Genomic DNA, 26,038 nt, shown 5'->3' with positions numbered 1-26,038 from the left:
GGTGGCGGTCAGCGGTGGCGGTCGGCGACGGCGATCAGCGGCGGCGGTCGATGCGCGTGATCTCCACCATCCAGGCGGTGGTCTCGGCGGGTCCCGCGACGTCCATCGAACGCGGCGCGGCGAGGTCGCTCCGGGCGGCGCGCCGGAGCAGCGCCGCCAGCGTCGACTCGAACTCCTCTGGCGTCAGGTCGGCCCCTTCGACTGGTAGTTCGGCGTCCTCGGTGGACGGGTCGCCGCTCTCGGCGGGTGGTTCGTCGTCTCGGGTCGGCGGGCCGTCGGCGAAGGGCTCTGATGTGGTCACGTCGTCTCGTCCTCCCGGTGCCGGGTCGGGAGGGCGGCGAGTTAAATCGGTGCGACCGTTGTGAGCGGCGGGCGGGTTTAGCAACCGCATAGGACTCGGGAACAGGTCCGGCCGAACGTCCGCGTCGCGTCGAGATAGCGCCGGTTGAACGCCGCAACGACACCTCACACTTAAGTCCCCGCGTGCGGACGGGCGAACATGAGTCGGCCGGAGAAATCATCGGACTCAGCGGCTCGGAGCGACCGGTCCCGCGGCCCCGGACCCGCGGGGACGCCGCCGGACGAGGAGTTCTACCAGCACGTTCGGACCGTCGTCGACGAGGCCAGCACGCCCATCACCGTGAGCACGCTCGCCGAGCGACTGGACGACACCGACGACGAGAGCGCGTACGGTGACGTCCACGAGGCCCTCTACCGCGACTGCCTCCAGACCCTCGACGCGGAGGGGGCGCTCGTCTTCGACATGGAGGTGGGGCTGGTCTACGCCGCCGACTCGGGGGACGTGGCGAGCGACGGCTTCTCGGTCTAGGTCGACCGGCTCCCGCGAGACGTCCGGACGAGACGCTCCGTCCGGATTTGCCAACTGTTGCGGCGCGGTGTGAGACGTGTTATCAAGGCAATAGATAAGGGCGCGTGGCACCTTCGGACGGTCGTGCCCGGGATGACTCCGGAACCGAACGAAGCGCAGCCGGGCGTCGACCGACCGCGCGGCGACCGGGCCGCCGAACAGTGGACCGACGACCGGACGTACGAGCTGCTCGCCAACGCGCGGCGCCGCGAGTGCGTCCGCCACCTCCGGAACCGCGCGGACGGGGACGGCGTTCCGGTCCGCGAGCTCGCCGACGCGGTCGCCGACGCCCTCGCGGACGGCGACGCGGCCGGCGACCGCCTGCGCCGGAGCGTCTACACGTCGCTGTCCCAGCACCACCTCGACAGGCTCGACCGGTGCGACGTCGTCGACTACGACCGGGACGGGCGGCTGGTCGCGCGCGGGTCGAACTTCGGAACGGTCGCGCGCGCCTCGATCGACGCCGAGTCGGGGCCGCGACCCATGGGCCTGCTGCCGTGCTGGACGAGCGCGCTGACGGCCGCGATCCTCCTCCTCTCGGCGGTCGCCTACCCGGCGCTGGCGACGCCGCCGGTGCTCGTCGCGGCGGCGCTCAACCTCCTCCCCGTCGGGCTGTTCGTCAGGACGCGTTTCGGCGGCGTCCGGGCGCGTTTCGGGGGCGTCCGGACGCGCTTCGAGGGCGGACGGTAGCGCGGGTCGACCGTCCCGGGATCGGAGTTTAGGGGGCATATAAGAACGTGGGTGCGGACCGTCTCGACGTGTGGCGTTCGAGCGTCGGACGCCCGCCCGGGCGGTGCGCGCGCCGCGGGGTCCTGCCGACCCCGCAGTCCACCTCGCGCGTCGTACCGGTCCGGGGATTCCCGGTATCGAAGCCCCGTGTCAGCGTAGTCGTGGTCGGTTCGCGCCGACCCGTCTCCGGGGCCGTCGGACCGCTCGCGGTCCGGTCGGCCCGCTTCTGAATTTCCTGTCACGCGCTCCGACCCCGTTCGAGGGGGTACCGCGCCGGGACGGTGAATCCGAAGCGCCGGAGCCGCTCGGCGTTCCCGACCAGGTTCCCGTAGAACTCCCTGCCGCGGCCGGTCAGGTAGGCCGCGCCGTACCGGATCGGCTCGCCCCGGACCGTCTCGCCGTCGACCGAGACGGTCGCGCTCCGGTAGTGGTCGGCGAGTTCGGGGTCCGAGAGGTCGATGCGCTCCGGGAGGTCGACCCGCGGCAGGTCGTGGGCGACCGCCATGTTCCGGTAGGCGAACGCGGCGTCGACGCCGCCGGCCTCCAGCGTCCGGAGCAGCTGGGTCTCGGGGAACACGTCGGAGTTCTCCAGGATCGCCGTCGCGGGGACGCCCCTGCGCTCGGCGAGGTCGAGCGCGAGCAGGGTGCGATACCCCAGCGGATCGCGGGCTGGGTCGGTCCGGCCGACCGACACGTCGTCGCGCGCGAGTGCCGACCGCCAGTCGGCCTCGATCGCGTCGGCCCGCGGGGAGTCGGGGTCGTAGACCACGCTCACGGCGTTGGTGGCGAACGTCGCCCGCCAGCCCGCGAGGTCCGAGACGAGGCTCGGGTCGGCGAGGGCCAGGACGTCGGGGTCGCGGGCGCCCGACCGGACCAGTTCGGCGGCGGCCAGGCTCCCGTGGGCCTCGACCGTCGCGCCGGCGACCTCGTCGGCGACCGTCTGGAGGCTCCCGGCGACGAGCGCCCGGGCCGACTCGGCGTCGGACCCGCCGACGCTCGACCCCGTCGTCCGGACACCGAGCGCGCCGCCGGCGAGCGCACCCCCCGCCAGCAGGAGCGTTCGTCGTCGCATGGTCGGGGATGACAGCCGGTTCGTAATAAGGAGCCCGCGCGTTCTCAGCTGCTCGGAATCGCGCTGAAAACCGTCTGGCCGAAGGTGTTCGCGGGCGTTCTCACGGGACTGAAATCGCTTCGCGGGTTGAAGGGTGAGACGCCGCGAGAGACCACTGTATGACCCGAGTAGCAACGTCGGAACGACGACCGAGACGAGGTGGCCCGCCATGAGCCTGTCGCGGCGGGACTTCATCCGGGGAGCGGGGGCCGGTGCGGTCGGCGCGCTCCTCACGAGCGACTGGGGCGCGACCCAGGGCGTCGAGCCCGTGACGGAGGTGAAGAACCCCCTCGAGTCCTATCCGAACCGGGACTGGGAGCGGGTCTACCGCGACATCTACGCCTACGACGACGTCGACTGGACGGTCTGTCACCCCAACTGCACCCAGTCGTGCGCGCTCAACTTCTACATGAAGAACGGGGTGCCGATCCGGGCCGAGCAGGTCTACCACAACGAGGAGCCAAGCGTCGGGCCGTCGGGCTACGAGGACGCCGACGTGAGCCAGAACTGGAACCCCCGCGGGTGCATGAAGGGACTGACTCTCCACCGGCGGACCTTCGAGCCGAGCCGCATCAAGTACCCGATGGTCCGGAAGGGCTGGTCGCCCGACGACCCCAACCCCGAGGGTCGGGGCGAGGACGAGTTCGAGCGGGTCTCGTGGGACGAGGCGGTCGACCTCATCGCCGAGAAGATGGCGAGCCTGGACGACCACAAGCGGTTCCACGTCTTCAACGCCATCAAGGCCGACGGGCTGTTCACCCGCCACGGCGCCGGCCGGCGGCTCGCCTCGATCTTCGGGGGCTGCGAGTGGACCGAGTACGACTGGTACGCCGACCTGCCGCCGGGCCACGTGATGACCACCGGCTACCAGACCAGCGACTCCGACGCCAACGCCTGGCGGAAGGGCGACTACACCATCATCCAGGGCAAGAACCTCATTCACAACAAGCTAGCGGACAACCACTGGCTCCAGGAGGCCCGCGAGCGCGGGGGCAAGATGGTCGGCATCTACCCCGACTACTCGCCGACCGTCCAGAAGTGCGACCGGTGGCTCCCCGTCCGTCCCGGCTCGGACCCGGCCATCCCGCTCGGGTTCGCCCACGTCATCATCGAGAACGACCTCTACGACGCCGACTTCGTGCGGAAGTTCACCAGCCTCCCGCTACTGGTGCGCGAGGACAACAGCAAGTATCTCCGCGCACACGAGGTGTTCCCCGACCGCGAGCCCCCGAGCGAGGAGGACGAGCACGACTGGGGCGACTTCGTGGTCCTGAACGAGCGGGGCGACCCCGTCCCGGTCACCCGCGAGCAGGTCGGCGACGAGATGCCGGCGACTCCGAAGCTGGAGGCCGACACCGAGGTGTCGCTGGCCGACGGGTCGTCGGTCCGCGTCCGGACCGACTTCGCCCGCCAGAAGGCGAACGTGATGGAGAACTACTCGCCCGAGCAGGTCGAGGAGATCACCACGATCCCGGCCGACGCCATCCGGAAGACCGCCGAGGAGTTCGCCGCCGCCGAGCGCGGCCAGTGGTTCACCGGCGAGGGGATCAACCACTGGTTCCACTCCAACAGCGAGCTCCAGCGCTCGATCTTCTACGTGCAGGCGATGCTCGGCAACATCGGCGACGCCGGGAAGGGCTACTACAACTACTCCGGCCAGTACAAGATCGAGCTGCTGGACGGCTACCCCCACTACGTCAACCCCGACGGCCACTCGGCCCACGGGATGTATCCGGGGTACGCCTTCGCGTTCTTCGGCGGCGAGCGGCTCGACCCCCACGAGATCCGGGGCGACTTCGACCGCGAACTCGACCTCGTGCCGCAGGGCGACGCCGAGGAGCCCGTGATGCCGAAGGGCGCGAAGTCGTACACGATGTCGAGGCCGACCGTCCTGTGGACGATGAACTGCAACCTCCTGAACCAGACCAAGCATCAGGAGCACGTCGTCAACAACTTCACGAAGCACCCGGACACGTCCAACGAGCTGTTCGTCGTCTCGGACATCCACATGACCTACTCGGCCCGGCACGCCGACATCGTGCTGCCGGCCCCGTCGTGGCTGGAGTGCGACTACCCCGACATCACCGTGGGGCCCGAGAACCCCTTCGTCACGATGGACCACGGGGTGATGGACCCCATCTACGACACCAAGCAGGACGGGGAGGTGCTGGCGATGGTCGCCGAGAAGCTCGACGAGAAGATTCCGCCGGAAGAGCGCACCGTCGACTCCTACCGGGCGTACTTCGACAAGTTCCTCGACGAGGATAAGGACGTCCGCGACTACATCCAGGAGACGTTCGACCGCGGGATGACCACGCAGGGCATCGACGTCGAGGACCTCGAGGACGGCCCCGAGCGGCTCAACCTCAAGACGTACCCGCGCATCCCGTTCTACTCGCAGGTCCACGACGACCGGCCCTTCTACACCAAGACCGGCCGGATGGAGTTCCACAAGGAGGAGGACCGGCTCGTCGACCTCGGCCGCGACGACCTCGACCACATCGAGAGCGTCGAGGGGACGCCGTACGGCGTCAACAAGAAGTGGGACGAGGCCAAGGACGAGCAGAACCCCCTCTACCACGACGAGGGCTACCAGTTCTACTACAACACGCCCCACAGCAAGTACCGGACCCACTCCTCGTGGGGGATGACCGACTGGAACCTCATCTGGGCGTCCCGGGACTTCGGGTCGACCAGCGCCGACCCCGAGGGCACCGAGCGGCTGATCGAGGACTTCTCGTTCCCCGAGGCGGAGGGCGAGACCAGCGAGGTCCCGCCGCTGGGCGAGGCGTTCGTGGAGATCCACCCGAGCGACGCCGAGACGATCGGCGTCGAGAACGGCGACTACGTCCGGATCAAGGGCAAGCGCGGCGGCACCGTGGTCCGGGCGATGCTCAGCGAGCGCCAGCGCCCCGGGAAGGCCGGCGACCTGGGCCAGCTCACCCTCTGGCACGGCTGGTGGCCCCAGCACTTCCCCGACGACGAGGACGCCGGCGAGGACGACGTGAAGGGGTTCAACACCACGACCAACATCTGGCTCGACCCCGGCCAGGAGACCGACGAGCTCGTCCACAAGGCGGTGTTCGGCGACCCGAACGTCTCCGAGAAGGTCCCCGAGCACATCGCGTGGCACGGGGCCGAACTGGAGCACGGCTACGAGGAGACCGTCTGGGCGCCGACCGGGGTGAACCGCGACGACCTCGTGACCGTCGAGAAGTACCGCGAGGCCGACTGGTGGCCCGGCGACGCCCGGAAGGACGAACTGCTGCAGGACTACATCGGCGGGTCGCTCCAGTCGCGGAGCGGTTCGACGACGACCTCGTCCGCGAGGACGACGCGAGGTGACGACTGATGCCCGAAGTGTACAACCCGCAGCTCGGCCGCAAGCAGAGCTACCCCTACGAGCACCGCCAGCAGGAGCGCGACTGGCACTGGGGGATGGTCATCAACACGAACCGCTGCATCAACTGCAACACCTGCTCGTTCGCCTGCAAGTCCACCTGGACCAGCGGGAAGGGCGAGGAGTACATGTGGTGGATGAACGTCGAGACCGAGCCCTACGGCGGCTACCCGATGGGCTGGGACATGCGGCTGCTCGACGACCTGGGCCCCGACGAGACGATCTTCGAGGCCGCCGACCAGGGCGAGCGGGTCAAGGGGTACGTCGCCCGGAAGGAGGAGTGGGAGTACCCCGCGCTGGGCGACGACCAGGTCCACGGCGAGTACCCCGAGGACCAGGTGGTCGAGTCCGACCCCGAGCAGGGCAAGTACCACGACATCTGGCAGTTCTACCTGCCGCGGCTCTGCAACCACTGCAAGAACCCGGCGTGCCTGGCGGCCTGCCCCCGGAAGGCCATCTACAAGCGCTCGGAGGACGGCATCGTGCTGCTCGACCAGGAGCGGTGCCGGGGCTACCGCAAGTGCGTGAAGGCCTGTCCGTACCACAAGCCGATGTACAACCCCGAGACCGGCGTCTCCGAGAAGCCGGTCGGCTGCTTCCCTCGCATCGAGGAGGGAAACGTCCCCCGGTGCGTGAGCAGCTGCATCGGCAAGACCCGGCTCCACGGCAACATCAACCGCGGGCCGAAGGCGGGCCACCCCAACGGGAAGAAGTCGGCGGCGAAGGGCCGGAGCCCGGTCAACTACCTGGCGAAGTCCGACGAGAAGGTCGCGCTGCCGCTGTATCCGCAGTTCGGCACCCGGCCCCAGGTGTTCTACATGCCGCCGTACCACGTGCCGCCGGCGTTCCTGACCCAGATGTTCACGCCGAACACCGAGCAGAAGCGCAACGACTGGCCCGGCAGCACCTACGAGGAGTCGGTCGAGATCATCCAGCAGCGCGTCCGGGACCCGAGCCACCACCTGCTGGGCGTGCTCCAGCTGTTCGGCGCGACCACCCGGCTCATCGAGACCTACACCGTCAAGGAGAACAAGGTGAAGGGCTGGGACCGGAAGGGCAAGAAGGTCGTCGACATGCCCATCCGGGAGGAGATCGAGGTCCGCGAGGGCGAGCAGTGGACCAACCAACCGTGAGGTGACAGCATGACCGACACACCAACCGACGACGCGCATTCGGCCGACGACGTGAGGCCTCGTAACGACAAGGGGGCCGACGAACTGTCGCCCGCGGAGCGCCACGCCGCCCGCGCCGCCATCTACAGCGCGGCGGCGGGCGCGTACTGCTACCCCGACGAGGAAATCGTCGCGGAACTGACCCACGCGGAGACCGCCGATGGCCTCCGTGCGGCCGGGCGGAAGCTCGACCTGACCGACGAGGTCGAGGCCCTGCTCGGGGCGCTCGGCGCGACCGACCGCGAGGCGCTGGAGTCGGCGTACAACGACCTGTTCGGCCTGCCGAGCGACGACGGCACCTACGCGGTGGTACCCTACGAGGCCGAGTACACGGTCGGCGACGAGGTGAGCCGGAAGCAGCGCCGCATCGCCACCGTGGCCGGGCTCCTGGAGGCGTTCGGCGTCGAGCCCGCCGACGACTTCCACGAGCGCCAGGACCACGTGGTCGTCGAGCTCGAACTGCTCCAGGTGCTGGCCGCCCGTCGTGCGGTCGCCTGCGAGGAGGGCGAGGCCGACGACGCCGAGAATCTCGAACGCGCCGAGGCGACGGTGCTCGACGAGCACCTCGCGGACTTCGTACCCGCGTTCGCCCACGGCGTCCGGGACGCGACCGACGACCCGAAGGAGGCGGAGAGTTACGACGACCCCCGGCGCGCAGCCGGGGCGGTCTACAGGGCGGCCGCCGACCTCGCGGAGGCAATCGTCACCCGCGACCTCGCCGCCCACCCCGATCCAGACGTCGACGCCGACGCGGCCGCGGAGGTGAATCCCCGTGCCTGACCGCGACGCGGCGCGGCGCGCGACGATAGTGACGGCGGTCGTGGTGGCCGCGCTCGTACTCGCCCAGACTGCGGTCACCGCCGCGGTCACCGGCGGGACCCAGCCGGCGATGGCAGTCGAGACGGTGCCGACCGACCCCGGGGCCGACGAGTGGAGCGACGCGCCCGAGCGGACGGTCAAGCTGTCGAAGCAGCAGATGGCGCCGCCGTTCGGCGGCGGGAGCACCGACCGGCTGACGGTCCAGACCGTCCACAACGACACCCACACCGCGTTCCGGCTGTCGTGGACCGACCCGACCCTGGACGCGAACATCCGGGCGCCGCGCAACTACAGCGACGCCGCCGCGGTGATGCTCCGGACCGGCGACCGGCCCCCGATCACGATGGGCGCGGCCGGCAAGCCGGTCGACATCTGGTACTGGCGGGCGAGCTGGCAGTTCCGGGACCGCTCGTCGTTCGGCCGGATGTACGTCTACCCCCATCCGGACAACGAGACGATGCCGGCCCGGGCCGCCGGCAACCCCCTCTCGAAGGCCCGGTACGACCGGTACGCCCAGAACTACTACGCCAAGGGGTACGGGTCGCTGACCCACGCGCCCCGCCAGAACGTCCGGGCCCGCGCCGAGCGGACCGGGAACGGCTGGTCGGTGGTGTTCACCCGGAGGCACGGCACCAACGGCACGTACGACGCCAGCTTCGCGGGCTCGGAGAACGTCTACCTGGCGTTCGCGGTGTGGAACGGGAGCGCCGAGGAGGTCAACGGCCAGAAGTCCATCACGCTCCAGTTCACGAAGCTCGACACCGGCGAGTGGAAGCTGACCGACGCGTCCAGCGGTTCCGGGTCGAGCGGGTCGTCCGGCGGGAGCCAGTCGGGCGCCTCGGGCGGGTCGGGCTCCGGCGGCTCGGGCAGCGGCACGTGGGTGACCCACTCGGTCGGCAACTGGGTGCTCGGCCTCGTGGCGACGACGCTGCTGACGTGGTCGTTCGTCTACTGGAGGGCGAAGGAATGACCGAGTACGCCAACCGGAGCGCCCGCAACCGGTCGCCCGCCCGCGACGGCGACGAGGCCGACCTCCGGGACCTGCTCGACGACGACCGCGAACCCGTCCGCCGGGACGCCGCGCTCGCACTGGTCGACAGGGCCGACGCCGGGGGGCTCGAGCCCGCCACCGCGAACGCGCTGGCCGACCGCCTCGCCGCCGACGACAGCGCCGACGTCCGGCAGTTCGCGGTCGAGGCGCTGGGCGCGGCCCGCGGCGAGGCGCCCCCGGAGGCCGAGGCCGCGGTCCGGACCGCGCTCGAAGACGCCGACGAGTGGGTCCGGGCCGAGGCGGTGGTCGCGCTCTCGCGGCTCGCGCCCGACGACGACGTGCTCGGCGAGGCGCTCAGTGACGACAGCGGGTGGGTCCGGCGCAACGCGGTCATCGCGCTGGGCAAGACCGGCCGGGCCGCCCCCGAGCAGCTGACCGACCGCATCAAGAACGACCCCCATCCCGCGGTCCGGGAGTACGCCGCGCGGTACCTCGGCGAGCGCGCCGACGACGTGGAGGAGGCGGTCAGACTGCTGGCGGCGGTGCTGGCCCGCGACCCCGAGGCGTTCGTCCGGGCAAAGGCCGCAGAGTCGCTCGGCGACCTCGCCACCGACCGGGCCGAGCAGGCCCTGGAGGCCCACGGCATCACCGACCGGAGCGACGACGTCAAGCGGACCGCCAAGCGCGCGCTGGCGGCGGCCCGGGGCGTCGACCCCGACCGGCTCGACGTGGAGATCGACGACGGCCCGCCCGGCGGCGGCCCCCAGTCGCCCGCCGAGACGCCCCGGGGCGCGCCCGGCGACGGCGCGGGACAGGGTAGCGGATTTGAAACGAGCGGTGGCCTCGGTCCGGGCACGGGGCGCGCCCTGGGTCCGAGCGACGGACGACTCCCCGACGACCCCGGACCATCGAAACGGAGGTAGGACACATGACAGACACAGACTCCGAGAGCGGCGGAACCGCGACCGAATCGCTCGGCGTCTCCATCCCCGACGAGCACGTCGGCGCGTTCGTGGCGGAGGCGTTCGAGGACGTCGAGCGCGACACCACCTGGGAGGAGGTGGTCGACGCGCTGGTGGCCCCCGAGGCCCGCGACGCGTGGGCCGACCTCCCGCCGACCGAGCGGGTGGTCGAGGTGCTCTCGGCCGCCGCCGACTACGACCGGCGCGCGGCCGACCGGCTCGCCGCCATCCCGACCGACCGCGGTCGGCCGACGCCGGAGATTCGCGAGGAGTTCGACGAGGCGACGCGGTGCCGACGCAACGCCGACCGGTTCCGGGACGGCGTGGCCGCGGCCTACGCCGACGGCGTCGTCGACGACGACGAACTGGTGGCGGCGGTCGAGCGGGCCGGGTTCGACACCGCGGTCATCGCCGAGCGCGAGGACGAACTCGACCGCGTGGCCAGCGCTTACGACTTCGAGTTCCGGCCCTACGGCGGGACGCTGATGCACGACGGGGACGACGAGGAGGGCGAGAATCCGATGGAAGACTTCGAGGCGTGGTAACATGGACGAGGACATCTGTGAGCGCGTCGAGGAGGCGATCGCGACGGTCGAGGACCCCGACTTCGGCGCGAGCGTTGTCGACGCCGGCCTCGTGACCGACGTCGAGGTCGCGGACGGCGTCGTCACGGTCTCGATGGACCTCTCGGGCGCGGCCCCCAGAGACGCCGAGGAGATCGCGGAGGCGGTCCGCCGCAGGGCGTTCGAGGTGGCGGGCGTCGAACAGGTCCGGGTCGAGAGCGAGATGGCCGGCGGCGAAGGTGCGAGAACGGCCGAAGCGCACGGCGGGCCGGGGGGAATCCACGGTCATGGTCACGGTCACGGCCAAGACACCGACCTCTCGCTCCCCGGGGTCGACCACGTCATCGCGGTCGGGAGCGCGAAGGGCGGGGTCGGCAAGACCACCGTGGCGACCCACCTCGCCCGCGCGCTGGCCGACGAGTACGACGTCGGCCTGTTCGACGCCGACATCCACGGACCGAACGTCCCCAATTTGGTCGGCGTCGAGGGGCCGGTCGAGGCCACCGACGACGGCCGGGCCGCCCCGGCCGAGGTCGACGGCATGCAGGTGATGAGCGTCGGGCTCGTCGCCGACGACGCGCCGCTGGCCTGGCGCGGCGCGATGGCCCACGACGCGCTGACCGAACTGCTGGGCGACACCGCGTGGACGGACCGCGACGTGCTGGTGGTCGACCTGCCGCCGGGGACCGGCGACGTGGTGCTGACGACCCTCCAGGAGGTGCCGGTCTCGGGCGCGGTGCTGGTCTCCACGCCGTTCCCGACCAGCCTCGGCGACACCGGCCGGAGCGCCGCGCTGTTCGAAGAGAACGGCGTCCCGGTGATCGGCGGGGCCGTCAACATGGCGGGGTTCGCCTGCGAGAACTGCGGCCACGACCACGACCTCTACGGCGACGCAGAGCCCGAGGCGGAACTCGGCGTGGAGGTGCTGGCCGAGCTCCCGTTCGACAGGGAGCTGCAGAGTCCGGTCGTCGCTGGGTCCGACGCTGCGTCGCGTCCCGAGCCGGTCGGCGACCTCGCCGACGCGGTCGCCGACTTCCTGGAGAGCGACGACGCGGGACCGGTGTCGGTACCCGACTCTGCGCTCGACGTCCGGGGGCTCCCGCCGCGCATCCGCCACGAGCAGGTCGGCGAGGAGTTCCGGGCGCTCGACCCCGGCGAGTCCTTCTACGTCGTGAACGACCACGACCCCTCGCCGCTGGCCGAGCTGCTCGCGGGCGAACACGCCGAGGGGTCGGCCGACGAGGCGTTCGACGCCTGCGAGGTCCACCGCCGGGCGCCCGACGAGTGGGTGCTGGAGCTGCGGCGGGCGGCCTGACCGGCGGGCCGGACGGTTTCCGGTTTCCTGCTTTCCGGTTTCCTACCGCCGAACGCACCGCTCGGCGGCAGGTAGTCAACTGCGAGAAGTCCTTCGTATCTATACCTTGTCGCCAGAGCTACTTAAAGCACGCCGGGTGACGAGGTGAGGTCCTACTCCTCGACCAGCACCGGCGTCAGTTCGTAGGCGTAGCCGATTGCGCTCGGCCGGAACGCCAAGAACGTCAGGACCCCGGTCGACGCGAGCGCGAGCGTCCCGGTCACCGACAGCACGAGGCGGACGACCGGTCCGCCATCTCAGAACGGGAGGCCGGCGTCGTCGCCGGCCGACGGGCCCGTGTCGCTCCGAGTCGCGGTTTCGACGGCTCCGGAGTCCTCCTCGCGTCCGCCGCCGTCGTCGAGTCGGCCCTCCAGGTCGCGGAGCTTCTCGTTGATCGCGGTGCTCTTCTGGTGCATGGGCGCGACCGCGACCGACACCCGGTCGTACTCGTGGCGGTCGGCGAGGCCGTTCCAGGCCCGGAGCGCCCCGACGGTGAGGCTCTCGCTCTGCGGGCAGAACGCGGTCGTCGGGGTGAACTCCGCCAGCAGCGCGTCGGGGTCGTCGGGCGCGCGGGCGTACCGCCAGCCGGCATCGGGGTGGCGGGTGTCGAGATTGAGCCGCGCGAGGTTGTAACCGAACGTGGCGTCGAAGACGCCCCGCTCCTCGAAGATGTCGCGGGTGATCCGGTGGAACGCGCAGTGGTCGTCGCCGGTCAGCACGTCCGCGCCGGCGAGGAACGGGCCTGGTTCGGGCAGGTGGTCGGGTCGGAACTCGTCGTACGCGTCGAACGTCTCGTCGTCCCCGTCTCCGGTGGCGAAGGGCCGCGGGAAGCCGGACATGCGTGTAGATACCAGCGAGTGCCGGGAAACCGTGTCCCCGAATACGTTCGCGAGGCGTTTCAGTTCGCGGGAATCACGGCCACCGCCATTCGCGTGGCGTCCGAAGTCGGAACCGAGATGAACCGAGAGCGGACGACCGAGGAGGGGTTCACCCTCGCCCCGACGAACGAAGACGTGACTCCCGCCGAGGCGGACGGACCGCCGCCCCGCGTCGCGGTGGAGGGTCGTGAGCGAGTGATAATCTCGTCCGGCGGCTCGTTCCCACGCTCGACCGCGCGCTGCACGGTCGAGTGCGCGTCGGGCGAGCGCGAGACCGGCGTGTGGACCGGCGTCCCCCTCGACGCGCTCGCGACGGCGGCCGACTTCCGCGGCGAGACGACTCACCTCCGGGTCGCGGCCGCGGACTTCGCGGCCGACGTGCCGATCCGGCCCGCGCTCGACGGGATACTGGCCTTCGAGCGCCGCGGTGGCCGCGACGACGGGGAGTCGGGACTTCCGCGACTCGTGGCCGACGGCGTCGACGGCGAGCGACTCGTCAAGCGCGTGGAGTCGATCACCGCAGTGTCGCTCGACCCCGACGAGGAACCCCTGTTCGGAGCGACACCGGAATAGCGGGCCATCGGTTACGGGGACGGAACCGGTTTCTCGACCCGTACTGCCGGAATCTGCACGACGAGCACGACGGCGTCACTCGTCGGGCGGCGTTCGCCCCGACGATGTGAAGCATCGAAGCGGTGTGACCTCGCGGGCGTGCATCGCCCGACGCCGGATTCCGGACGCTCGACGTCCGGTCTGTCGACGTTCAATCGGGCTTGCCCGACGTCTGGTCTGTCGACGTCCAATTGCGGTCGCACGACGTCCGGTCTGTGAGCGCGGCCGCCGCCCGTTCGCGGTCCGCCGGAGTGTCCACGTCGAATAGGCTCCGGGCGGCGTCGCCGGCCGCGTCGTCGGCCGGCACCCGACGGACGGCGAGGCGGTCGAACAGCGCCGAGAGCCGACCCTCACCGGCGTCGAGCAGCGCGTCGCAGCCCTCGAGTGCCGGCGCGGTCCGGTAGGCCGCCGGTACGGGACGGGGACCGTCCCCGGCCCGGACCGCGACGCCATCCGCGGCCGGGTCGGCGGCCAGTCGGTCGGCGAGGTCGGCGACCAGGCGCGGGTCGAGGAACGGCGCGTCACACGCGGCCAGGACGCAGGTCTCGGCCTCGACGGTCCGGAGCGCGGTCCTGAAGCCGTACAGGGGACCGCGGTCAGGCACGGGATCCGCGGCGAACCGGACCCGGACGTCGGCGGTGCGCTCCGGGTCCGCGGGCGAGTCGAGCGCGTCGGCGAACGCGGCGCGCTGGTCGGCCCGACAGCTGACCACAACGCGGTCGGTCGCAGTGCCGAGTTGAGCCACCACCCGCGCGAGCAGGGGCCGGCCGCCGAGTCGGGCCAGCGCCTTGTCGCGGTCGCCGAACCGCCGGGAGTAGCCGCCCGCGAGGACGACGCCGACGGGGTCGCCGGACTCCGGCCCGCTCGCCGATCCAAAACTGGGAGCCGTCTCGCTGGTCCGGGTCGTCCCGCGTTCTCGGACCTCGCGGTCCTGCACCGACTCGTTCACGTCCGGCAGTTCGCTCCTGCGGACGATAGTGGTTAGGTCGAACGCGTTCGGGGCACTCGACACCGTATTTGAGGTATACTGGACGGAGTTGTATCCACAGTATCACCCGCAGTCTAGCTCGATACCGCGGTCTTGTTCGATACCGCGGTCTTGTTCGATACCGCGGTTTTATTCGATACCGCAATCTCGCTCGACACCACGGTCTCGCTCGACAGGCCCGCGCCATGAGGGATGTCAAGCCCACACTGCAGAGATGTCGTTCCTATTGAGGAATGTCGTTCCCATGAGGGACGCCGTTCCCCTTGAGGGACGTCGTTCCCCTGGAGGGATGTCGTTCGGGAGAATTCAACTCCTGCTGGACGTTCCCGTCTACTCCTGGACGTTCACGTACTTCCGCACCGAGTCGTGGACGCCGACGAAGTCGATGACGTCCGAGAGCGCGTCGATCACGACTGGGAGGTCCTGGGCGAGGTCGTGTTCGCGGTACTGTCCGCCGTCGAGGCCCTCGTTCTTCTTCTCGACGCTCACGAGGCCCAGCATCGCCAGGTCGTCCATCTGGTCGCGCATCCACCGGCTGGTGAACGAGTCGTCCTTCGCCCGCTCGGAGAGCTTCTTGTACCGCTGGTAGTGCCGGCGCGACCGGATGGGCGTCTCGCCCTCGGCGTGGAGGGTAGCGAGCGCGTAGAGGGCGATCTGCTCGTTCTCGCTCAGGTCCGTTATTCCCCGGTGGACCTCCTCGCGTTCGAGCATCTTCCGGCCCTCCCTGACGTGGTGTTCGGTGACGTTCTCCGGGTGGTCGTCGTCGGAGCGCTGGTCGCGCTCCTCGCGGGCCTTGTCGCCGGCCTTCAGCAGCAGGTCGAGCGCCTTCCGAGCGTCGCCCGACTCCTGGGCGCCGTAGGCCGCGCAGAGCGGGATGACGTCGTCGGTGAGCGCGTCGTCCTGGAACGCGACCTCGCGGCGCTGTTCGAGCACCGCCTGGAGTTCACTGGCGTCGTAGGTCGAGAACGAGATCTGCCGTTCGCACAGTGAGGAGCGGACCTTGGGCGACAGCGAGTCGCGGAACGTGAGGTCGTTGCTGATGCCGATGACGGCGACGCGGGCCGCCGCGATGTTGTCGTTCTCGCGGGCCCGCGAGAGCTGGTAGAGGATGGAGTCGTCGTTGAGGTGGTCGACCTCGTCGAGGACGATGATGTGGAGACCGCCGCGGCCGTCGAGTTCGTTCCAGAGCATGTCGTAGACCTGCGAGCGGGGGTAGCCCGACTCGCTGATCTGCTCCTCGGCCGACCGGTAGTTGTTGACGAGCTCGACCCCGACGCGGTAGGAGGTGTTCAGTCCGTCGCAGTTCAGGAACTCGGTGTGGATGGGGACGTCGTGTTCGTCGGCGTCGGCGGTGAGCCGATTGAGCAGGAACTTGGTGCTGGCGGTCTTGCCGACGCCGGCCTTGCCGTAGAGGAAGATGTTGTCGGGCTGTTCGCCGTTGATCGCCGGGAGCAGGGCGGCGTGGTACTCCTCGAGTTCGTCGTCGCGGCCGACGAGGGTGTCCGGCGTGTAGTCGTCCAGGAGCGCTTCGCGGTTCTCGTACGGGAAGGCCTGTGGACTGAATTTGTATCCGTTCATGGTTCGTCTTCGTCAATGGCGTGTGATACTGTCCACGGTGCGTGACACTGTCCATGGTGCGTGACACCGTCGGCGTGCGTTACACGATGTGTGCGATTCCGACGACATAAAACCACCGCACCACCCGTTCCAGTGCTTCCACTGCTTTGGATCGTTTAAGTGACCCCCACACCCCGTCGTTCCAGTGCTTTTCGTCGGGAAGGGGGTGGTGGGGTGAGCCGCCTCTGGGAAGCGGTAGATTTATAACGTGTTAGAAGAAACAATATCCGTACTCCAATTTATTTGCTTTATTCATTCGTTCTAGAAGGTGTTAACGAGGATTGTAGATTAATCTAATCAGCCTCTAGAAGGTTCTACTGCCGCTCTAGAAGATGTTTTGGAATGGAAGAAGAAGGATTTCTGAGGGGATCCCGTCGACTCTACGGAAGATCACTGGTTCTCGGGAAGTTTAGAGAGTACCTATCTTCCAGATAGTTGTTCACTTGAGCCTACGGTCCCTGATACTTCTATCCCTGTTCTCAAGAAAGCACTGGAACGACGGGGTGTGGGGGTTCACAACGACGGAGTGCAGAAATTTAGACGGATGGTAACAGCATCGAGGAGTCGGCAATGCGGCACCGCGGAGTCGGCACCGCGGAGCCGACAGACCATCGCGGTGCCCGGTTCCGAGAAAGCACTGGAACAGCGGGGTCCCTCCCCTATCGTGCCTCTGCACCTCGGCGGAATAGCACTGGAACGACGGGGTGAGGGCGAGCGACGGAGGAACGAACACGAGATGGCACACGGAAATCCGGAATCGGGGTGCCCGACGTCGCGGCCCGCGAAAGCACTGGAACGACGGGGTGGGACCGTTCGTTCGCCTCCTAGCAGTCGGTTTCCGTCGGCGAGCGATAGCACTGGAACGACGGGGTGGTTCTCGGAGAGCGGGGTGGTTCTCGAAGAGCGAAATCGGACGTCGGGTAACGAGCTGGCTCTGTGGGTGCCGGAATCGAATCTGGAGTGTCTAGGAAACCGTGAGAACGACAAGGAAACCGAGATCTCGACCTGAAGTGCTGAGAGGATTCTGAGGGAATTGAGTCCGTTTTCTCACGTCCTCAGAGCGAGGGAGGAGCACACTACGACGTCGCGCGACCGGTCGACGCTCCCCGCCGAAAGCACTGGAACAGCGGGGTCCCTCTCCCGTCCCGATTGTCATCCCGTCTGGAAGCACGTCTCCGGTGACGGACGGTCTACTACCGCGGCGGAACGGTCCACAGCTACGGTCCCGACAAACGGTCCACGGCTAGGGCCCCGACAAAATTTCCGCCCGGGTCGCACTTGACCGATCGAGTCTGCAATGCTCAACCTAACGGCAAGTTTTAATGCGGCTATTAACCATCTTATAAAGGATGTCAGCCGACATGTCCATCGAGGCAGACTGGAGTGCACTGTACCTGGGCGGCGAGTGGGTCGCCTCGGAGAGCGGCGAGGAGATCCCCGTCGAGGACCCCTCGACGCGCGAGGAGATCGCCCGCGTGCCAGCCGGCGTGGAGGCGGACGTCGACGCTGCGTACGACTTCGCCGCCGAGGCCCAGAAGGAGTGGGCGGAGCAGCCGCCCGCCGCGCGGAGCGAGGTCATCCAGGGCGTACTGCAGGGACTGGAGGAGCACAGCGACGACATCGTCGACCTGCTCGTCCACGAGGCCGGCGGCTCGCGCATCATGGGCGAGACGTCGGTCCACCTCGCCTCCGACCAGGCCGCGGAGGCGGCGACGCTGCCCCGACGGATGAAGGGCGAGCACGCCGACTCGAACATCCCCGGCAAGGAGAACATCGTCCAGCGCGAGCCCGAGGGCGTCGTGACGGTCATCTCGCCGTGGAACTTCCCGCTGAACCTCTCGATGCGGGCGGTCGCGCCCGCCATCGCCGCCGGCAACAGCGTCGTGCTCAAGCCCGCGACCAACACGCCCATCGTCGGCGGCCTCCTCATCGCGAAGCTGTTCGAGGAGGCCGGGCTGCCCGACGGCGTGCTCAACGTCGTCACCGGACGCGGTTCGGAGATCGGCGACCGGGTCGCGAGCCACCCCGAGAGCGACGTGGTCGCGTTCACCGGCTCGACCGAGGTCGGCCGGCGCGTCGCGGCCGCGGCCGGCGAGAACCTCGCGGTGCCCGCGATGGAGCTCGGGGGCAACAACGCCCACATCGTGACCGCCGACGCCGACGTCGACGCGGCGGTCGACGCCGCGGTCTTCGGCTCGTTCGTCCACCAGGGCCAGGTCTGCATCTCCATCAACCGCCACATCGTCCACGAGGACGTCTACGACGAGTACGTCGAGAAGCTGACCGAGCGCGCCGAATCGCTGCCCGCGGGCAGCGTCCACGACCCCGACACCGTGGTCGGGCCGATCATCGACGAGTCCCAGCGCGACGAGATGCTCGACTACGTCGAGCGCACGGTCGAGGCGGGCGCCACCCTCGAAACCGGCGGTGACACGGTCGACATCGACGGCGTCGACGACTCGCTGGTCGTCGCACCGACCGTGCTCTCGGACGCGACAAACGACATGGCGGCGGCGTGCAACGAGCACTTCGGTCCCATCGCGCCGGTCATCCCGTTCTCGGACGTCGACGAGGCCGTCGAGATGGCGAACGACACCGAGTACGGGCTCTCCGGGTCGGTCCACGCGGGCGACGTCGGCGCGGGCAAGCGCATCGCCGAGCGCATCGAGACCGGGATGATCCACGTCAACGACCAGCCGATCAACGACGAGGCCCACGTCCCGTTCAGCGGCACCGGCGCCTCCGGCGTCGGCGGGTACAACGCCGAGGACTTCCTCGACGAGGTCACCGAGAAGAAGTGGATCTCGCTCCAGCACGAGCCCCGCGAGTTCCCCTTCTGAACTAGGAATCCCCCTTCGAACTGGAAATCCTCGTTTGAACTGGGGGTGCCCCTTTCGGAACCGGGAATCCCCTCCTTCTGAACCGGGAGCGTGGACCGTCTTTCTTCGCGAGTCGCGAGCGGCCGGGTGCACCCAACCAATAGGAATTTCACCGCCCGCCGCGACACTCCGCCCATGTCAGAGTTCGGGAGTAAGCAGGACGTGTCCCCCAGAAACATCGCGATTCTGAAGGTCCGGGTCGCGAACCCGACCGCCTCGACCCGCGAGCTGAGCGACATCCTCGCCGCGGAGTACGGCATCGAGCTGTCGCACAACCGCGTCAGCGAAATCCTCCGGGAGATGGCCGAGGAGGGGCTGTACCGCGAGACGGTCATCCCCGATCAGAGCATCTTCGACCACTACCTCTTCCGGGTCGCGTTCTACTACCCCAACTTCGAGGAGTACTGGGAGGAGTGCTACTGGGCGCTCCGGGAGGACCCCCACGTGCTGATGTTCTTCAACGCCGACTCGGAGTACCACTGGCAGTTCATCACCCAGTTCCGCAACACCGACAAGATGCAGCGGTGGATCCACGAGTTCTTCAAGGAGTACGGCGACTTCATCTCCGGGTTCCACAACACCGTCCTCCACCAGGTCCACAAGTTCCAGACCGACGCCGAGGTGTTCGACAGCATGCTCCGCGAGACCGAGGAGGGCCGGCAGTACCTCCGGGCCAGTTCCGCCGACGACTGACCCTCACCGTCGGCGCGGACGGCTGACGGGCGGTCGGCGTCACCGCCGACCGAATCCCGTCACTCCAGCGCGGCGGCCAGCAGCTCCACCGGCGTCGGCGGTCCCTCGCGGTCGACCGACGGGTGGCTCTCTCGTTCGACGGCGCCCCCGTCGAGCAGGTCCCCGAGCTGCGTCCGGCAGGACGCCCCGGGCGCCGCGACGAACTCCGCCGGGCTCTCCTCGACCTGGTCGACCAGGATGTCGCCGATGGCGGTGCTCATGGCGTGGTGCTCGGCCTCGTAGCCGAACGACCCGGCCATCCCGCAGCACGTCGAGTCCAGCGGGTCGACCTCGTACCCCGCACGGCGCAGAACCCCCACGGCGTGGTGGTCCTTCTTGGTCGCCTTCTGGTGGCAGTGGCCGTGGTACGCCAGCGACGCGCCCGGCCCGTCGAACCCCGCGTTCTCGTCGAGCCCGAAGACGTCGAGGTACTCGCAGACGCCGTAGGTGTTCGCGGCCAGCGTCTCGGCGTCGGTCTCACGTGAGCCCCCGCCCAGCAGGTCCAGGTAGTCCGACTGGAACATCACCGCGTCGGAGGGCTCGACCAGCACCACGTCCCAGCCGTCGCGGACTCGGGGCGCGAGCGCGTCGACGTTCCCGCGGGCGGTCTCGCGGGCCTCGTCGAGGAACCCCTTCGAGTGGGCCGGCCGGCCGCTGTCGGTCCGGTCGGCCAGGTCGACCCGGACGCCGGCGGCCTCCAGGACGCGGACCGCCGCCCGGCCGATCTCGGGGTGGCTGTAGTTGGTGTAGGTGTCGGGGAACAGCACCGCGCGGCGCTCGGCGTCGTCCGGCGAGACCCGCGACCCGCCGCGGGCCTCGAACCAGTCCCGCAGCGTCTCGCGCTCGAAGGTCGGCAGCGAGCGCTCGCTGGCGATGCCGACCGTCCGCTCCATGACGGTGCGCGCGCCCGGCAGCTCCGCCAGCAGGTTCGACACCGGCGCGAGCGCGCTGCCGACCCGGGCCAGCGAATCGACGTTGGCGAACAGCCGGTCGCGGAGGCTCGCGCCCTCGCGCTGGTGGCGCTCGTGGACGACCTCGGCCTTGAGCTTGGCCATGTCGACCTCGCTCGGGCAGTCCTTCGCGCAGCCCTTGCAGCCGATGCAGAGGTCGAGCACTTCGGTGGCGAACTCGTCGTCGGTCGGGTCGTCCGGCAGGTCGCCGGACATGGCCTGTCGGAGCATGTTGGCCCGGCCCCGGGTGCTCGTGATCTCCTCGTCGGCCGCCCGGTAGGTCGGACACATCACCCCGCCCGTCGTCTCCTGGCCCCCGCGGCAGCCGCCGCAGCCGTGACAGAGCTCGACCATCCCCTGGAAGCCGTTCTCGTTCGCCCAGTCGAGCGCGGGGTCGAAGCCGGCGTCGAACTCGTAGCCGGGATCGAACCGGAGATTCTCGGTCAGCGAGACGTCGCCGCAGACCTGCCCGGGGTTGAGCAGCCAGTCGGGGTCGAACGCGGACTTCAGATCCCGGAACGCGCCCCACAGCTGGTCGCCGTAGAGCTTGCGGTTCCACTGGGTCCGGGCCCGGCCGTCGCCGTGCTCGCCCGAGACGCTCCCGCCGAACTCCACGACCATGTCGGTGACCGCCTCGCCGATGACCTCCATGGCGTCGAGGTCGACCTGCGACTTGGTGTTGACGAGCGGCCGGACGTGGAGCACGCCCGGGCCGGCGTGGGCGTAGAAGGAGGCGAACGTGTCGTGTTCCGCCAGCACCTCCTGGAACCCCTCGACGAACTCGGGGAGGTGCTCGGGCGGGACCGCACAGTCCTCGAGGAAGCTGATGTGCTTGGCGTCGCTGGTCCGGGACATCAGGATGGGCATCCCCGACTTCCGGAGCTTCCAGAACCGGGCGCGCTCGTCCTCGTCGTGGGCCTCCATCCCGTCGAAGGCGTACCGGTCGTCGCTTCCGACCGCGTCGGCGTCGGCACCCGCATCTCCGCCGGCGTCGGCGTCCCCGACGCCGCCGTCGGCTGCCGCGTCACCGACCCGGTCGTCGAGCAGCGCCGCGGTCTGCTCGCGGCCGTCTTCGTCGTCCTCGGCGTAGAACTCCACGAGCAGCGCCGCGCGTGTCCCGTCGGGGAGCAGCGCGACGACGTCCTCGAACTCCGCGGTGTCGGCCGCCAGGTCGATGAGCGTGTCGTCGATGAGTTCGACCGCCGCGGGGTCGTGGTCCAGCACGTGCTGGACGTCCGAGACGGCGTCGTAGACGCTCCCGTAGGTCAGCAGCGCGACCGACTTGGTCTCGGGGACCGGCTCCAGCGAGACCGTCGCCTCGGTCACGACCGCCAGCGTCCCCTCGCTGCCCGCCAGCAGCCGGGCGAGGTTCACGGTCCCGGTCTCCGCCTCGTCGACGAGCCTGTCGAGGTTGTACCCCGAGACGTTCCGCTTCAGGTCGGGGTACCGCGCCTCGACCTCGTCGGCGTGGTCGTCCAGTATCTCGACGACGCCGGCGTAGACGCGCGGAAGCAGGTCGTCGGCGTCGGGGTCGGCGGCCGCCCGGAGCTCGTCGACGTCCATCTCGCCCAGCGTCGCCACGGAGCCGTCGGCGAGGACGACCTCGCACTCCTCGACGTAGGCGTCGGTCTTGCCGTACTGCAGCGAGTGGGCGCCGGTCGAGTTGTTCCCGATGGCGCCGCCGATGGCGCTGCGGTCGCCGGCCGCGGGGTCGGGCGCGAACTTGAGGTCGCGGGGCGCGAGCCGGTCGTTCAGTTCCGCCAGCGTGGTCCCGGCCTCGACGCGGGCGGTCGGCGTGTCGGCGTCGAGGTCGAGGCCGACCACGCCGTCCATGTACCGGGTGAAGTCGAGCACGACCGCCTCGTTGACCGCCTGGCCCGCGAGGCTGGTGCCGCCGCCCCGCGGCAGGACCGGGATCTCCCGCTCGGCGCAGTAGGAGACGACGGCCGCGACGTCCGCCGTCGACGTCGGGAAGACCACGCCGACCGGCGTCACCTCGAAGGCCGAGGCGTCGGTCGCGTACAGCTGGCGGGTGTACGAGTCGAACCGCACGTCCCCGTCGACCCGCTCGCGCAGGTCGGCCACCAGACCGGGTCGTTCGACGTCCCCGCCGGCGTAGTCGTACTCCGAGCGCTCGTCGGTCGCCGGGACGCGGCCCGCACCGGAGCGTCCCGTCTCGCCGTTGGATGCCATTAGCTACGTAGTGCCTTCGGGGGGAGCTACGAGTGGTTTTCGGAAGTGGCGAGATGCCCGCGCTCGCCCTGAAAACGTTTTGTGTCTCCGGGGGACAGGTGTGAGTATGCCGAAGGACCACACGTCGGGGCGGGGGGTGAAGTCGGACGAGACGCTGTTCTCCATCTTCGCGTACCTCCGGGACGAGGGCGAGGCGGGCGTCACCGAGCTCGCGACCCAGCTCGACCTGGCCAAGAGCACGGTCCACAACCACCTCGCGACGATGACCGACCACGGCTTCGTCGTCAAGCGCGACGGGAGGTACCGGCTCGGCCTGGAGCTGTTCCGGTACGGCCAGCACGTCAGGACGGAGTTCGACGTCTACGAGGCGGCCAGACCCGTCGTCGACGACCTGGTCGCGGCCATCGACGAGATGGTCTGGCTGTTCGTCCCCGAGAACGGTCGCGTGATGGCGCTCTACGGCCGCGCCGGCCAGACCGACCTCAACGTCAGCACCATCATGGGCACCTGGGAGTACATGCACTGCACCGCCGGCGGGAAAGCGGTCCTCGCCCACTACGACGACGCCGCGGTCGAGGCCGTCGTCGAGCGCCACGGGCTCCCCGCCCGGACGACGAACACGATAACCGACACCGAGGCGCTTTTCGAGGAGCTCGCACAGATCCGCGAGCGGGGGTACGCCCTGAACCTCGGCGAGGACCTGGAGGGCATCCACGCCGTCGCGGTCCCCATCGTCTTCGAGGACGAGGTCCTCGGGTCGCTGGCGGTCGCCGGGCCGACCCACCGCGTCAGCCGCGAGCGCTGCGAGACCGACATCGCCGAGCGGCTGTTCGCGGCGACCGACGACGTGGAGCTGAACCTGGCGTACGCCTGACCGGACCCCGCGCCGCGATCCCTACGTTACAGAACGGGTAGCGCGTCGGCCGCGTACCGACCCAGCGCGCACCCCGCCGCCGCGCACTGCGCGAGCACCAGCGCGCCAGCCAGCGGGTAGACGGCGGCGATCTGGACCCCGACGGTCCGGCGCCGGCCCGCGACGACGCCGACCGCCCCGGCGGTGAGCGGGAACGGGACGGCCCACAGCGCCGGCCCCGGCAGGACGCCGGCCGCCGCGAGCCCGGCCGCGGTCGCCCCCGCGAGGACGTGGACTCCCGCCGAGACGACCGCGGCCCGCCGGTCGCCGACCAGCACCGGGACGGTGCGCTTCCCGACCGCGCGGTCGGCGTCGTAGTCCAGCCGGTCGACCGACACCTTCACGCCGGACAGCGCGACCGCGAGCACGGCGGCCACACCGAGCACGCCGGCCGGGAGCGCGCCGGTCTGGGTCAGGTAGCCGCCGACCAGCGCGAGCGCGATGCCGGCCGGGTAGTCGACCGTGACCGGAACCGGGTGGCGGTCCAGCGCCGGCGCGTGGGCGACCGCCAGCGCCCACAGCGGGACGGCCGCGAGGGCTCCGGCGCGGGCACCCGCGGTCCACAGCAGCGCGACGAGGACCCAGAACAGCACGCTTGTCGCCGCGACGGCGCGGATCAGCGTCCCCCGCGGGACCGACGGCTCGTCCTCCCCGCGGACGTGGGCGTCGACGTACTCGTCGACGAGGTGGGCGGCGTAGAGCGCGGCGCCGACCGCGAGCGCGTGGCCTGCGGCCGGCCAGGGCGCGACCCTCGGCGCGAGCAGTCCGCCCGCGACCGACGTCCCCACCGCCGGCGCCATGAACGTCGGCTTGACCTGCGTGAGGAGACCGCGGGCGCGACCCGATGCGTCGGTCATCGTCCGCGTGTTGCGCGACCCGGATGATAAATCTCGTCGGTCGACGGCGAGAACGTATATCCTTCACCTTTACTTTCACTCCGGATGGATGAATCTTATTATAGTTCTGGCCAAAACGAACGGTACAGTACGATGCCTGAAGTGACGAAAACGTTGAAGCTTCACCTCGTCGATCCCAATGCCCACAAGCGGCGGAAACTTCGGGAGACGCTAATAGCGTACCGGCAGGCACTTCAGGCCGCGTTTGATGCAAACTGTACCACTCAATCAGCCGCTAACGATGTGGTGGTTGAATACGACTTGAGCGGTTATGCAAAAAATGCCCTCAAAAAGTACGTCCCGCAACTCTGTGGCGGCAGCTACGACGCCGACGACCTTCAGGACGACCATCCGGTAAAGTTCACTAATCAGGGACCACAACTCGACCACCAACCACAGAACGCTACCGAGTGGTACGTCAAAATCCCACACCACGAGGACTACCACCTCTGGATGCCAGCCGCTCCGAACCCCGATCAACGTCCGTGGTTGGAAGCGTTACACACTGGTGACGCAGAAATGGGTGAGTGTCGGCTCCTAGAGCGCGACCGTGAGTGGTCCTTACATATCACCGCAACCCGCAAGGTCGAAGCACAGTCGGTGTCCGATTCTGTCGAACCGATGCCGGTCGGAGTGGATATCGGGGATGCAGCCTTAGCTACGGTGTGTCACCGTGACGAGCGCGGTATCCCGTCCACTCCCGACATCTTCACCGACGAAGCTGCACAGGTGCGGCATCTCCGCAAGATGTACTTCACGGCCACTCGCCGACTCCAGCGGCGCAAGAGCGAGCGGATAGCCGAGGAGTACGGCGACAATCTGTGGGAGCGCATTGACCACATTATCCACAGTGTCTCGCGGCAAGTGGTCGAATACGCCCAACAGATCGAAAATCCCGTGCTGGTGCTGGAGAACCTCAAATACATCCGCGAGAACATGGACTATGGCGCATTCATGAACCGCCGTTTACACGGGTGGGCGTTTGCCAAGCTCGACGCGCAAATCAAGTACAAGGCCGAGGAAGCCGGAATCCCCGTCAAAAGGGTCAATCCCCGGAATACATCGAAGGAGTGCCACGCCTGTGGTGAGAAGGGAACGCGTCCTGAGCAGGCGACGTTCCGATGCACGAACGACAAATGTTGGGTCAGCAAGTACCACGCTGACATGAATGCCGCGCTCAACATCGCAGATCGCTACCGTAGTGGAGAGAGCCAGTCCCAAAGCGACCGAGATTCCGGTCAGAAGGTGGCCGGCGATGACTCGGCTACGGATGGGGCCTCATTGACCGGGCCACAAGACAACCAAGCCGATGCTGAAACCCAGCAGGAGACGCTTGGTACGGATGCGTCTTGAAACCTCGAAGGGTTGGTAGCTCAGCCTGAAATCCTGTGACGGGATTCCACGGCGTAAA

At 69.2% G+C, this 26,038-nt stretch carries 21 protein-coding genes; 14 read left to right on the top strand and 7 right to left on the bottom strand.

All coding sequences use genetic code 11. The features are described from left to right. Nucleotides 1-34 precede the first annotated feature (34 nt). Entirely contained in the window at nucleotides 35-301 is a 267-nt protein-coding gene (locus ACQUQF_RS21005) for a hypothetical protein (RefSeq protein WP_435181154.1), read from the bottom strand. A 198-nt stretch (nucleotides 302-499) separates the two neighbouring features. On the opposite strand from ACQUQF_RS21005, the gene ACQUQF_RS21000 reads away from it, so the two are divergent. Both ACQUQF_RS21000 and ACQUQF_RS20995 read left to right on the top strand, forming a co-directional pair. Further along, a complete protein-coding gene (locus ACQUQF_RS21000; RefSeq protein WP_435181153.1) occupies nucleotides 500-829 on the top strand; it encodes a hypothetical protein in 330 nt (109 codons plus the stop codon). Nucleotides 830-961: 132 nt separating this feature from the next. Continuing rightward, nucleotides 962-1,558 carry a DUF7344 domain-containing protein gene (locus tag ACQUQF_RS20995; protein ID WP_435181152.1) on the top strand — a complete coding sequence of 199 codons (597 nt, stop codon included), beginning with the start codon at nucleotides 962-964 and terminating at the stop codon, nucleotides 1,556-1,558. Nucleotides 1,559-1,835: 277 nt separating this feature from the next. On the opposite strand, the gene ACQUQF_RS20990 is transcribed toward ACQUQF_RS20995, so the two are convergent. Then, entirely contained in the window at nucleotides 1,836-2,669 is an 834-nt protein-coding gene (locus ACQUQF_RS20990; protein WP_435181151.1) for an extracellular solute-binding protein, read from the bottom strand. Nucleotides 2,670-2,877: 208 nt separating this feature from the next. On the opposite strand from ACQUQF_RS20990, the gene ACQUQF_RS20985 reads away from it, so the two are divergent. Genes ACQUQF_RS20985 through ACQUQF_RS20955 form a run of 7 tightly spaced genes read left to right on the top strand, consistent with a single transcriptional unit; the run spans nucleotide 2,878 to nucleotide 11,930 of the window. Then, complete coding sequence (locus ACQUQF_RS20985) at nucleotides 2,878-6,060, top strand: molybdopterin-containing oxidoreductase family protein (protein ID WP_435181150.1); 3,183 nt, start codon at nucleotides 2,878-2,880, stop codon at nucleotides 6,058-6,060. Beyond that, nucleotides 6,060-7,241, top strand: coding sequence for a 4Fe-4S dicluster domain-containing protein (locus tag ACQUQF_RS20980; protein ID WP_435181149.1), 1,182 nt, complete (start codon nucleotides 6,060-6,062; stop codon nucleotides 7,239-7,241). Before ACQUQF_RS20985 ends, ACQUQF_RS20980 begins: the two co-directional genes overlap by 1 nt. A gap of 9 nt (nucleotides 7,242-7,250) precedes the next feature. Beyond that, the gene (locus ACQUQF_RS20975; RefSeq protein WP_435181148.1) at nucleotides 7,251-8,060 is read left to right on the top strand and encodes a TorD/DmsD family molecular chaperone; all 810 of its coding nucleotides are present in this window, start codon (nucleotides 7,251-7,253) and stop codon (nucleotides 8,058-8,060) included. Then, a complete protein-coding gene (locus ACQUQF_RS20970) occupies nucleotides 8,053-9,069 on the top strand; it encodes an ethylbenzene dehydrogenase-related protein (protein ID WP_435181147.1) in 1,017 nt (338 codons plus the stop codon). The genes ACQUQF_RS20975 and ACQUQF_RS20970 overlap by 8 nt, the downstream gene beginning before the upstream one ends. Continuing rightward, a complete protein-coding gene (locus ACQUQF_RS20965; protein WP_435181146.1) occupies nucleotides 9,066-10,013 on the top strand; it encodes a HEAT repeat domain-containing protein in 948 nt (315 codons plus the stop codon). Before ACQUQF_RS20970 ends, ACQUQF_RS20965 begins: the two co-directional genes overlap by 4 nt. Nucleotides 10,014-10,018: 5 nt before the next feature. Further along, nucleotides 10,019-10,597 carry a hypothetical protein gene (locus ACQUQF_RS20960; protein WP_435181145.1) on the top strand — a complete coding sequence of 193 codons (579 nt, stop codon included), beginning with the start codon at nucleotides 10,019-10,021 and terminating at the stop codon, nucleotides 10,595-10,597. Between the two features lies 1 nt (nucleotide 10,598). Continuing rightward, nucleotides 10,599-11,930, top strand: a complete 1,332-nt coding sequence (locus tag ACQUQF_RS20955; protein WP_435181143.1) for a P-loop NTPase — start codon at nucleotides 10,599-10,601, stop codon at nucleotides 11,928-11,930. Nucleotides 11,931-12,226: 296 nt separating this feature from the next. Here ACQUQF_RS20955 and ACQUQF_RS20950 read toward each other — a convergent pair whose 3' ends face one another. Continuing rightward, complete coding sequence (locus tag ACQUQF_RS20950) at nucleotides 12,227-12,808, bottom strand: hypothetical protein (RefSeq protein ID WP_435181141.1); 582 nt, start codon at nucleotides 12,806-12,808, stop codon at nucleotides 12,227-12,229. Between the two features lie 117 nt (nucleotides 12,809-12,925). On the opposite strand from ACQUQF_RS20950, the gene ACQUQF_RS20945 reads away from it, so the two are divergent. Next, nucleotides 12,926-13,420, top strand: a complete 495-nt coding sequence (locus ACQUQF_RS20945; protein WP_435181139.1) for a molybdopterin-dependent oxidoreductase — start codon at nucleotides 12,926-12,928, stop codon at nucleotides 13,418-13,420. Between the two features lie 190 nt (nucleotides 13,421-13,610). On the opposite strand, the gene mobA is transcribed toward ACQUQF_RS20945, so the two are convergent. Both mobA and ACQUQF_RS20935 read right to left on the bottom strand, forming a co-directional pair. Beyond that, nucleotides 13,611-14,408: a molybdenum cofactor guanylyltransferase gene (gene mobA / locus ACQUQF_RS20940; RefSeq protein ID WP_435181136.1), complete on the bottom strand. Its 798-nt coding sequence runs from the start codon at nucleotides 14,406-14,408 to the stop codon at nucleotides 13,611-13,613. Between the two features lie 369 nt (nucleotides 14,409-14,777). Next, nucleotides 14,778-16,025: an orc1/cdc6 family replication initiation protein gene (locus tag ACQUQF_RS20935; RefSeq protein ID WP_435181134.1), complete on the bottom strand. Its 1,248-nt coding sequence runs from the start codon at nucleotides 16,023-16,025 to the stop codon at nucleotides 14,778-14,780. A 1,388-nt stretch (nucleotides 16,026-17,413) separates the two neighbouring features. On the opposite strand from ACQUQF_RS20935, the gene ACQUQF_RS20930 reads away from it, so the two are divergent. Both ACQUQF_RS20930 and ACQUQF_RS20925 read left to right on the top strand, forming a co-directional pair. Further along, nucleotides 17,414-18,904 (top strand): aldehyde dehydrogenase family protein, encoded by a 1,491-nt coding sequence (locus ACQUQF_RS20930; protein ID WP_435181132.1) that lies wholly within the window; start codon nucleotides 17,414-17,416, stop codon nucleotides 18,902-18,904. A 174-nt stretch (nucleotides 18,905-19,078) separates the two neighbouring features. Next, the gene (locus tag ACQUQF_RS20925; protein ID WP_435181131.1) at nucleotides 19,079-19,636 is read left to right on the top strand and encodes a helix-turn-helix domain-containing protein; all 558 of its coding nucleotides are present in this window, start codon (nucleotides 19,079-19,081) and stop codon (nucleotides 19,634-19,636) included. A 59-nt stretch (nucleotides 19,637-19,695) separates the two neighbouring features. On the opposite strand, the gene ACQUQF_RS20920 is transcribed toward ACQUQF_RS20925, so the two are convergent. Beyond that, nucleotides 19,696-22,818: an FAD-binding and (Fe-S)-binding domain-containing protein gene (locus ACQUQF_RS20920; RefSeq protein ID WP_435181129.1), complete on the bottom strand. Its 3,123-nt coding sequence runs from the start codon at nucleotides 22,816-22,818 to the stop codon at nucleotides 19,696-19,698. Nucleotides 22,819-22,924: 106 nt separating this feature from the next. Here ACQUQF_RS20920 and ACQUQF_RS20915 point away from each other — a divergent pair, with 106 nt between their 5' ends. Continuing rightward, the gene (locus tag ACQUQF_RS20915) at nucleotides 22,925-23,692 is read left to right on the top strand and encodes an IclR family transcriptional regulator (protein WP_435181127.1); all 768 of its coding nucleotides are present in this window, start codon (nucleotides 22,925-22,927) and stop codon (nucleotides 23,690-23,692) included. Between the two features lie 26 nt (nucleotides 23,693-23,718). Here the strand turns inward: ACQUQF_RS20915 and ACQUQF_RS20910 are convergent, their stop codons facing one another. After that, on the bottom strand, nucleotides 23,719-24,588 hold the full coding sequence (locus tag ACQUQF_RS20910; RefSeq protein WP_435181125.1) for a UbiA family prenyltransferase: 870 nt from the start codon (nucleotides 24,586-24,588) through the stop codon (nucleotides 23,719-23,721). Between the two features lie 132 nt (nucleotides 24,589-24,720). Here ACQUQF_RS20910 and ACQUQF_RS20905 point away from each other — a divergent pair, with 132 nt between their 5' ends. Beyond that, nucleotides 24,721-25,980 carry an RNA-guided endonuclease TnpB family protein gene (locus tag ACQUQF_RS20905; protein WP_435181123.1) on the top strand — a complete coding sequence of 420 codons (1,260 nt, stop codon included), beginning with the start codon at nucleotides 24,721-24,723 and terminating at the stop codon, nucleotides 25,978-25,980. Nucleotides 25,981-26,038: the final 58 nt, after the last annotated feature.

This window comes from Halorussus sp. AFM4 (assembly GCF_051194995.1).
Taxonomy (GTDB): Archaea; Halobacteriota; Halobacteria; order Halobacteriales; family Haladaptataceae; genus Halorussus.
The sequence above is the reverse complement of the archived record's forward strand: the minus strand, read 5'-3'. Positions and strand labels throughout refer to the sequence as shown.

Excerpts from the sequence above, each read along its gene's own strand:
- ACQUQF_RS21000 (WP_435181153.1), top strand. The coding sequence starts at position 500 with ATGAGTCGGCCGGAGAAATCATCGGACTCAGCGGCTCGGAGCGACCGG.
- ACQUQF_RS20995 (WP_435181152.1), top strand. The coding sequence starts at position 962 with ATGACTCCGGAACCGAACGAAGCGCAGCCGGGCGTCGACCGACCGCGC.
- ACQUQF_RS20990 (WP_435181151.1), bottom strand. The coding sequence starts at position 2,669 with ATGCGACGACGAACGCTCCTGCTGGCGGGGGGTGCGCTCGCCGGCGGC.
- ACQUQF_RS20985 (WP_435181150.1), top strand. The coding sequence starts at position 2,878 with ATGAGCCTGTCGCGGCGGGACTTCATCCGGGGAGCGGGGGCCGGTGCG.
- ACQUQF_RS20980 (WP_435181149.1), top strand. The coding sequence starts at position 6,060 with ATGCCCGAAGTGTACAACCCGCAGCTCGGCCGCAAGCAGAGCTACCCC.
- ACQUQF_RS20975 (WP_435181148.1), top strand. The coding sequence starts at position 7,251 with ATGACCGACACACCAACCGACGACGCGCATTCGGCCGACGACGTGAGG.
- ACQUQF_RS20965 (WP_435181146.1), top strand. The coding sequence starts at position 9,066 with ATGACCGAGTACGCCAACCGGAGCGCCCGCAACCGGTCGCCCGCCCGC.
- ACQUQF_RS20960 (WP_435181145.1), top strand. The coding sequence starts at position 10,019 with ATGACAGACACAGACTCCGAGAGCGGCGGAACCGCGACCGAATCGCTC.
- ACQUQF_RS20955 (WP_435181143.1), top strand. The coding sequence starts at position 10,599 with ATGGACGAGGACATCTGTGAGCGCGTCGAGGAGGCGATCGCGACGGTC.
- ACQUQF_RS20950 (WP_435181141.1), bottom strand. The coding sequence starts at position 12,808 with ATGTCCGGCTTCCCGCGGCCCTTCGCCACCGGAGACGGGGACGACGAG.
- ACQUQF_RS20945 (WP_435181139.1), top strand. The coding sequence starts at position 12,926 with ATGAACCGAGAGCGGACGACCGAGGAGGGGTTCACCCTCGCCCCGACG.
- ACQUQF_RS20935 (WP_435181134.1), bottom strand. The coding sequence starts at position 16,025 with ATGAACGGATACAAATTCAGTCCACAGGCCTTCCCGTACGAGAACCGC.
- ACQUQF_RS20930 (WP_435181132.1), top strand. The coding sequence starts at position 17,414 with ATGTCAGCCGACATGTCCATCGAGGCAGACTGGAGTGCACTGTACCTG.
- ACQUQF_RS20925 (WP_435181131.1), top strand. The coding sequence starts at position 19,079 with ATGTCAGAGTTCGGGAGTAAGCAGGACGTGTCCCCCAGAAACATCGCG.
- ACQUQF_RS20920 (WP_435181129.1), bottom strand. The coding sequence starts at position 22,818 with ATGGCATCCAACGGCGAGACGGGACGCTCCGGTGCGGGCCGCGTCCCG.
- ACQUQF_RS20915 (WP_435181127.1), top strand. The coding sequence starts at position 22,925 with ATGCCGAAGGACCACACGTCGGGGCGGGGGGTGAAGTCGGACGAGACG.
- ACQUQF_RS20910 (WP_435181125.1), bottom strand. The coding sequence starts at position 24,588 with ATGACCGACGCATCGGGTCGCGCCCGCGGTCTCCTCACGCAGGTCAAG.
- ACQUQF_RS20905 (WP_435181123.1), top strand. The coding sequence starts at position 24,721 with ATGCCTGAAGTGACGAAAACGTTGAAGCTTCACCTCGTCGATCCCAAT.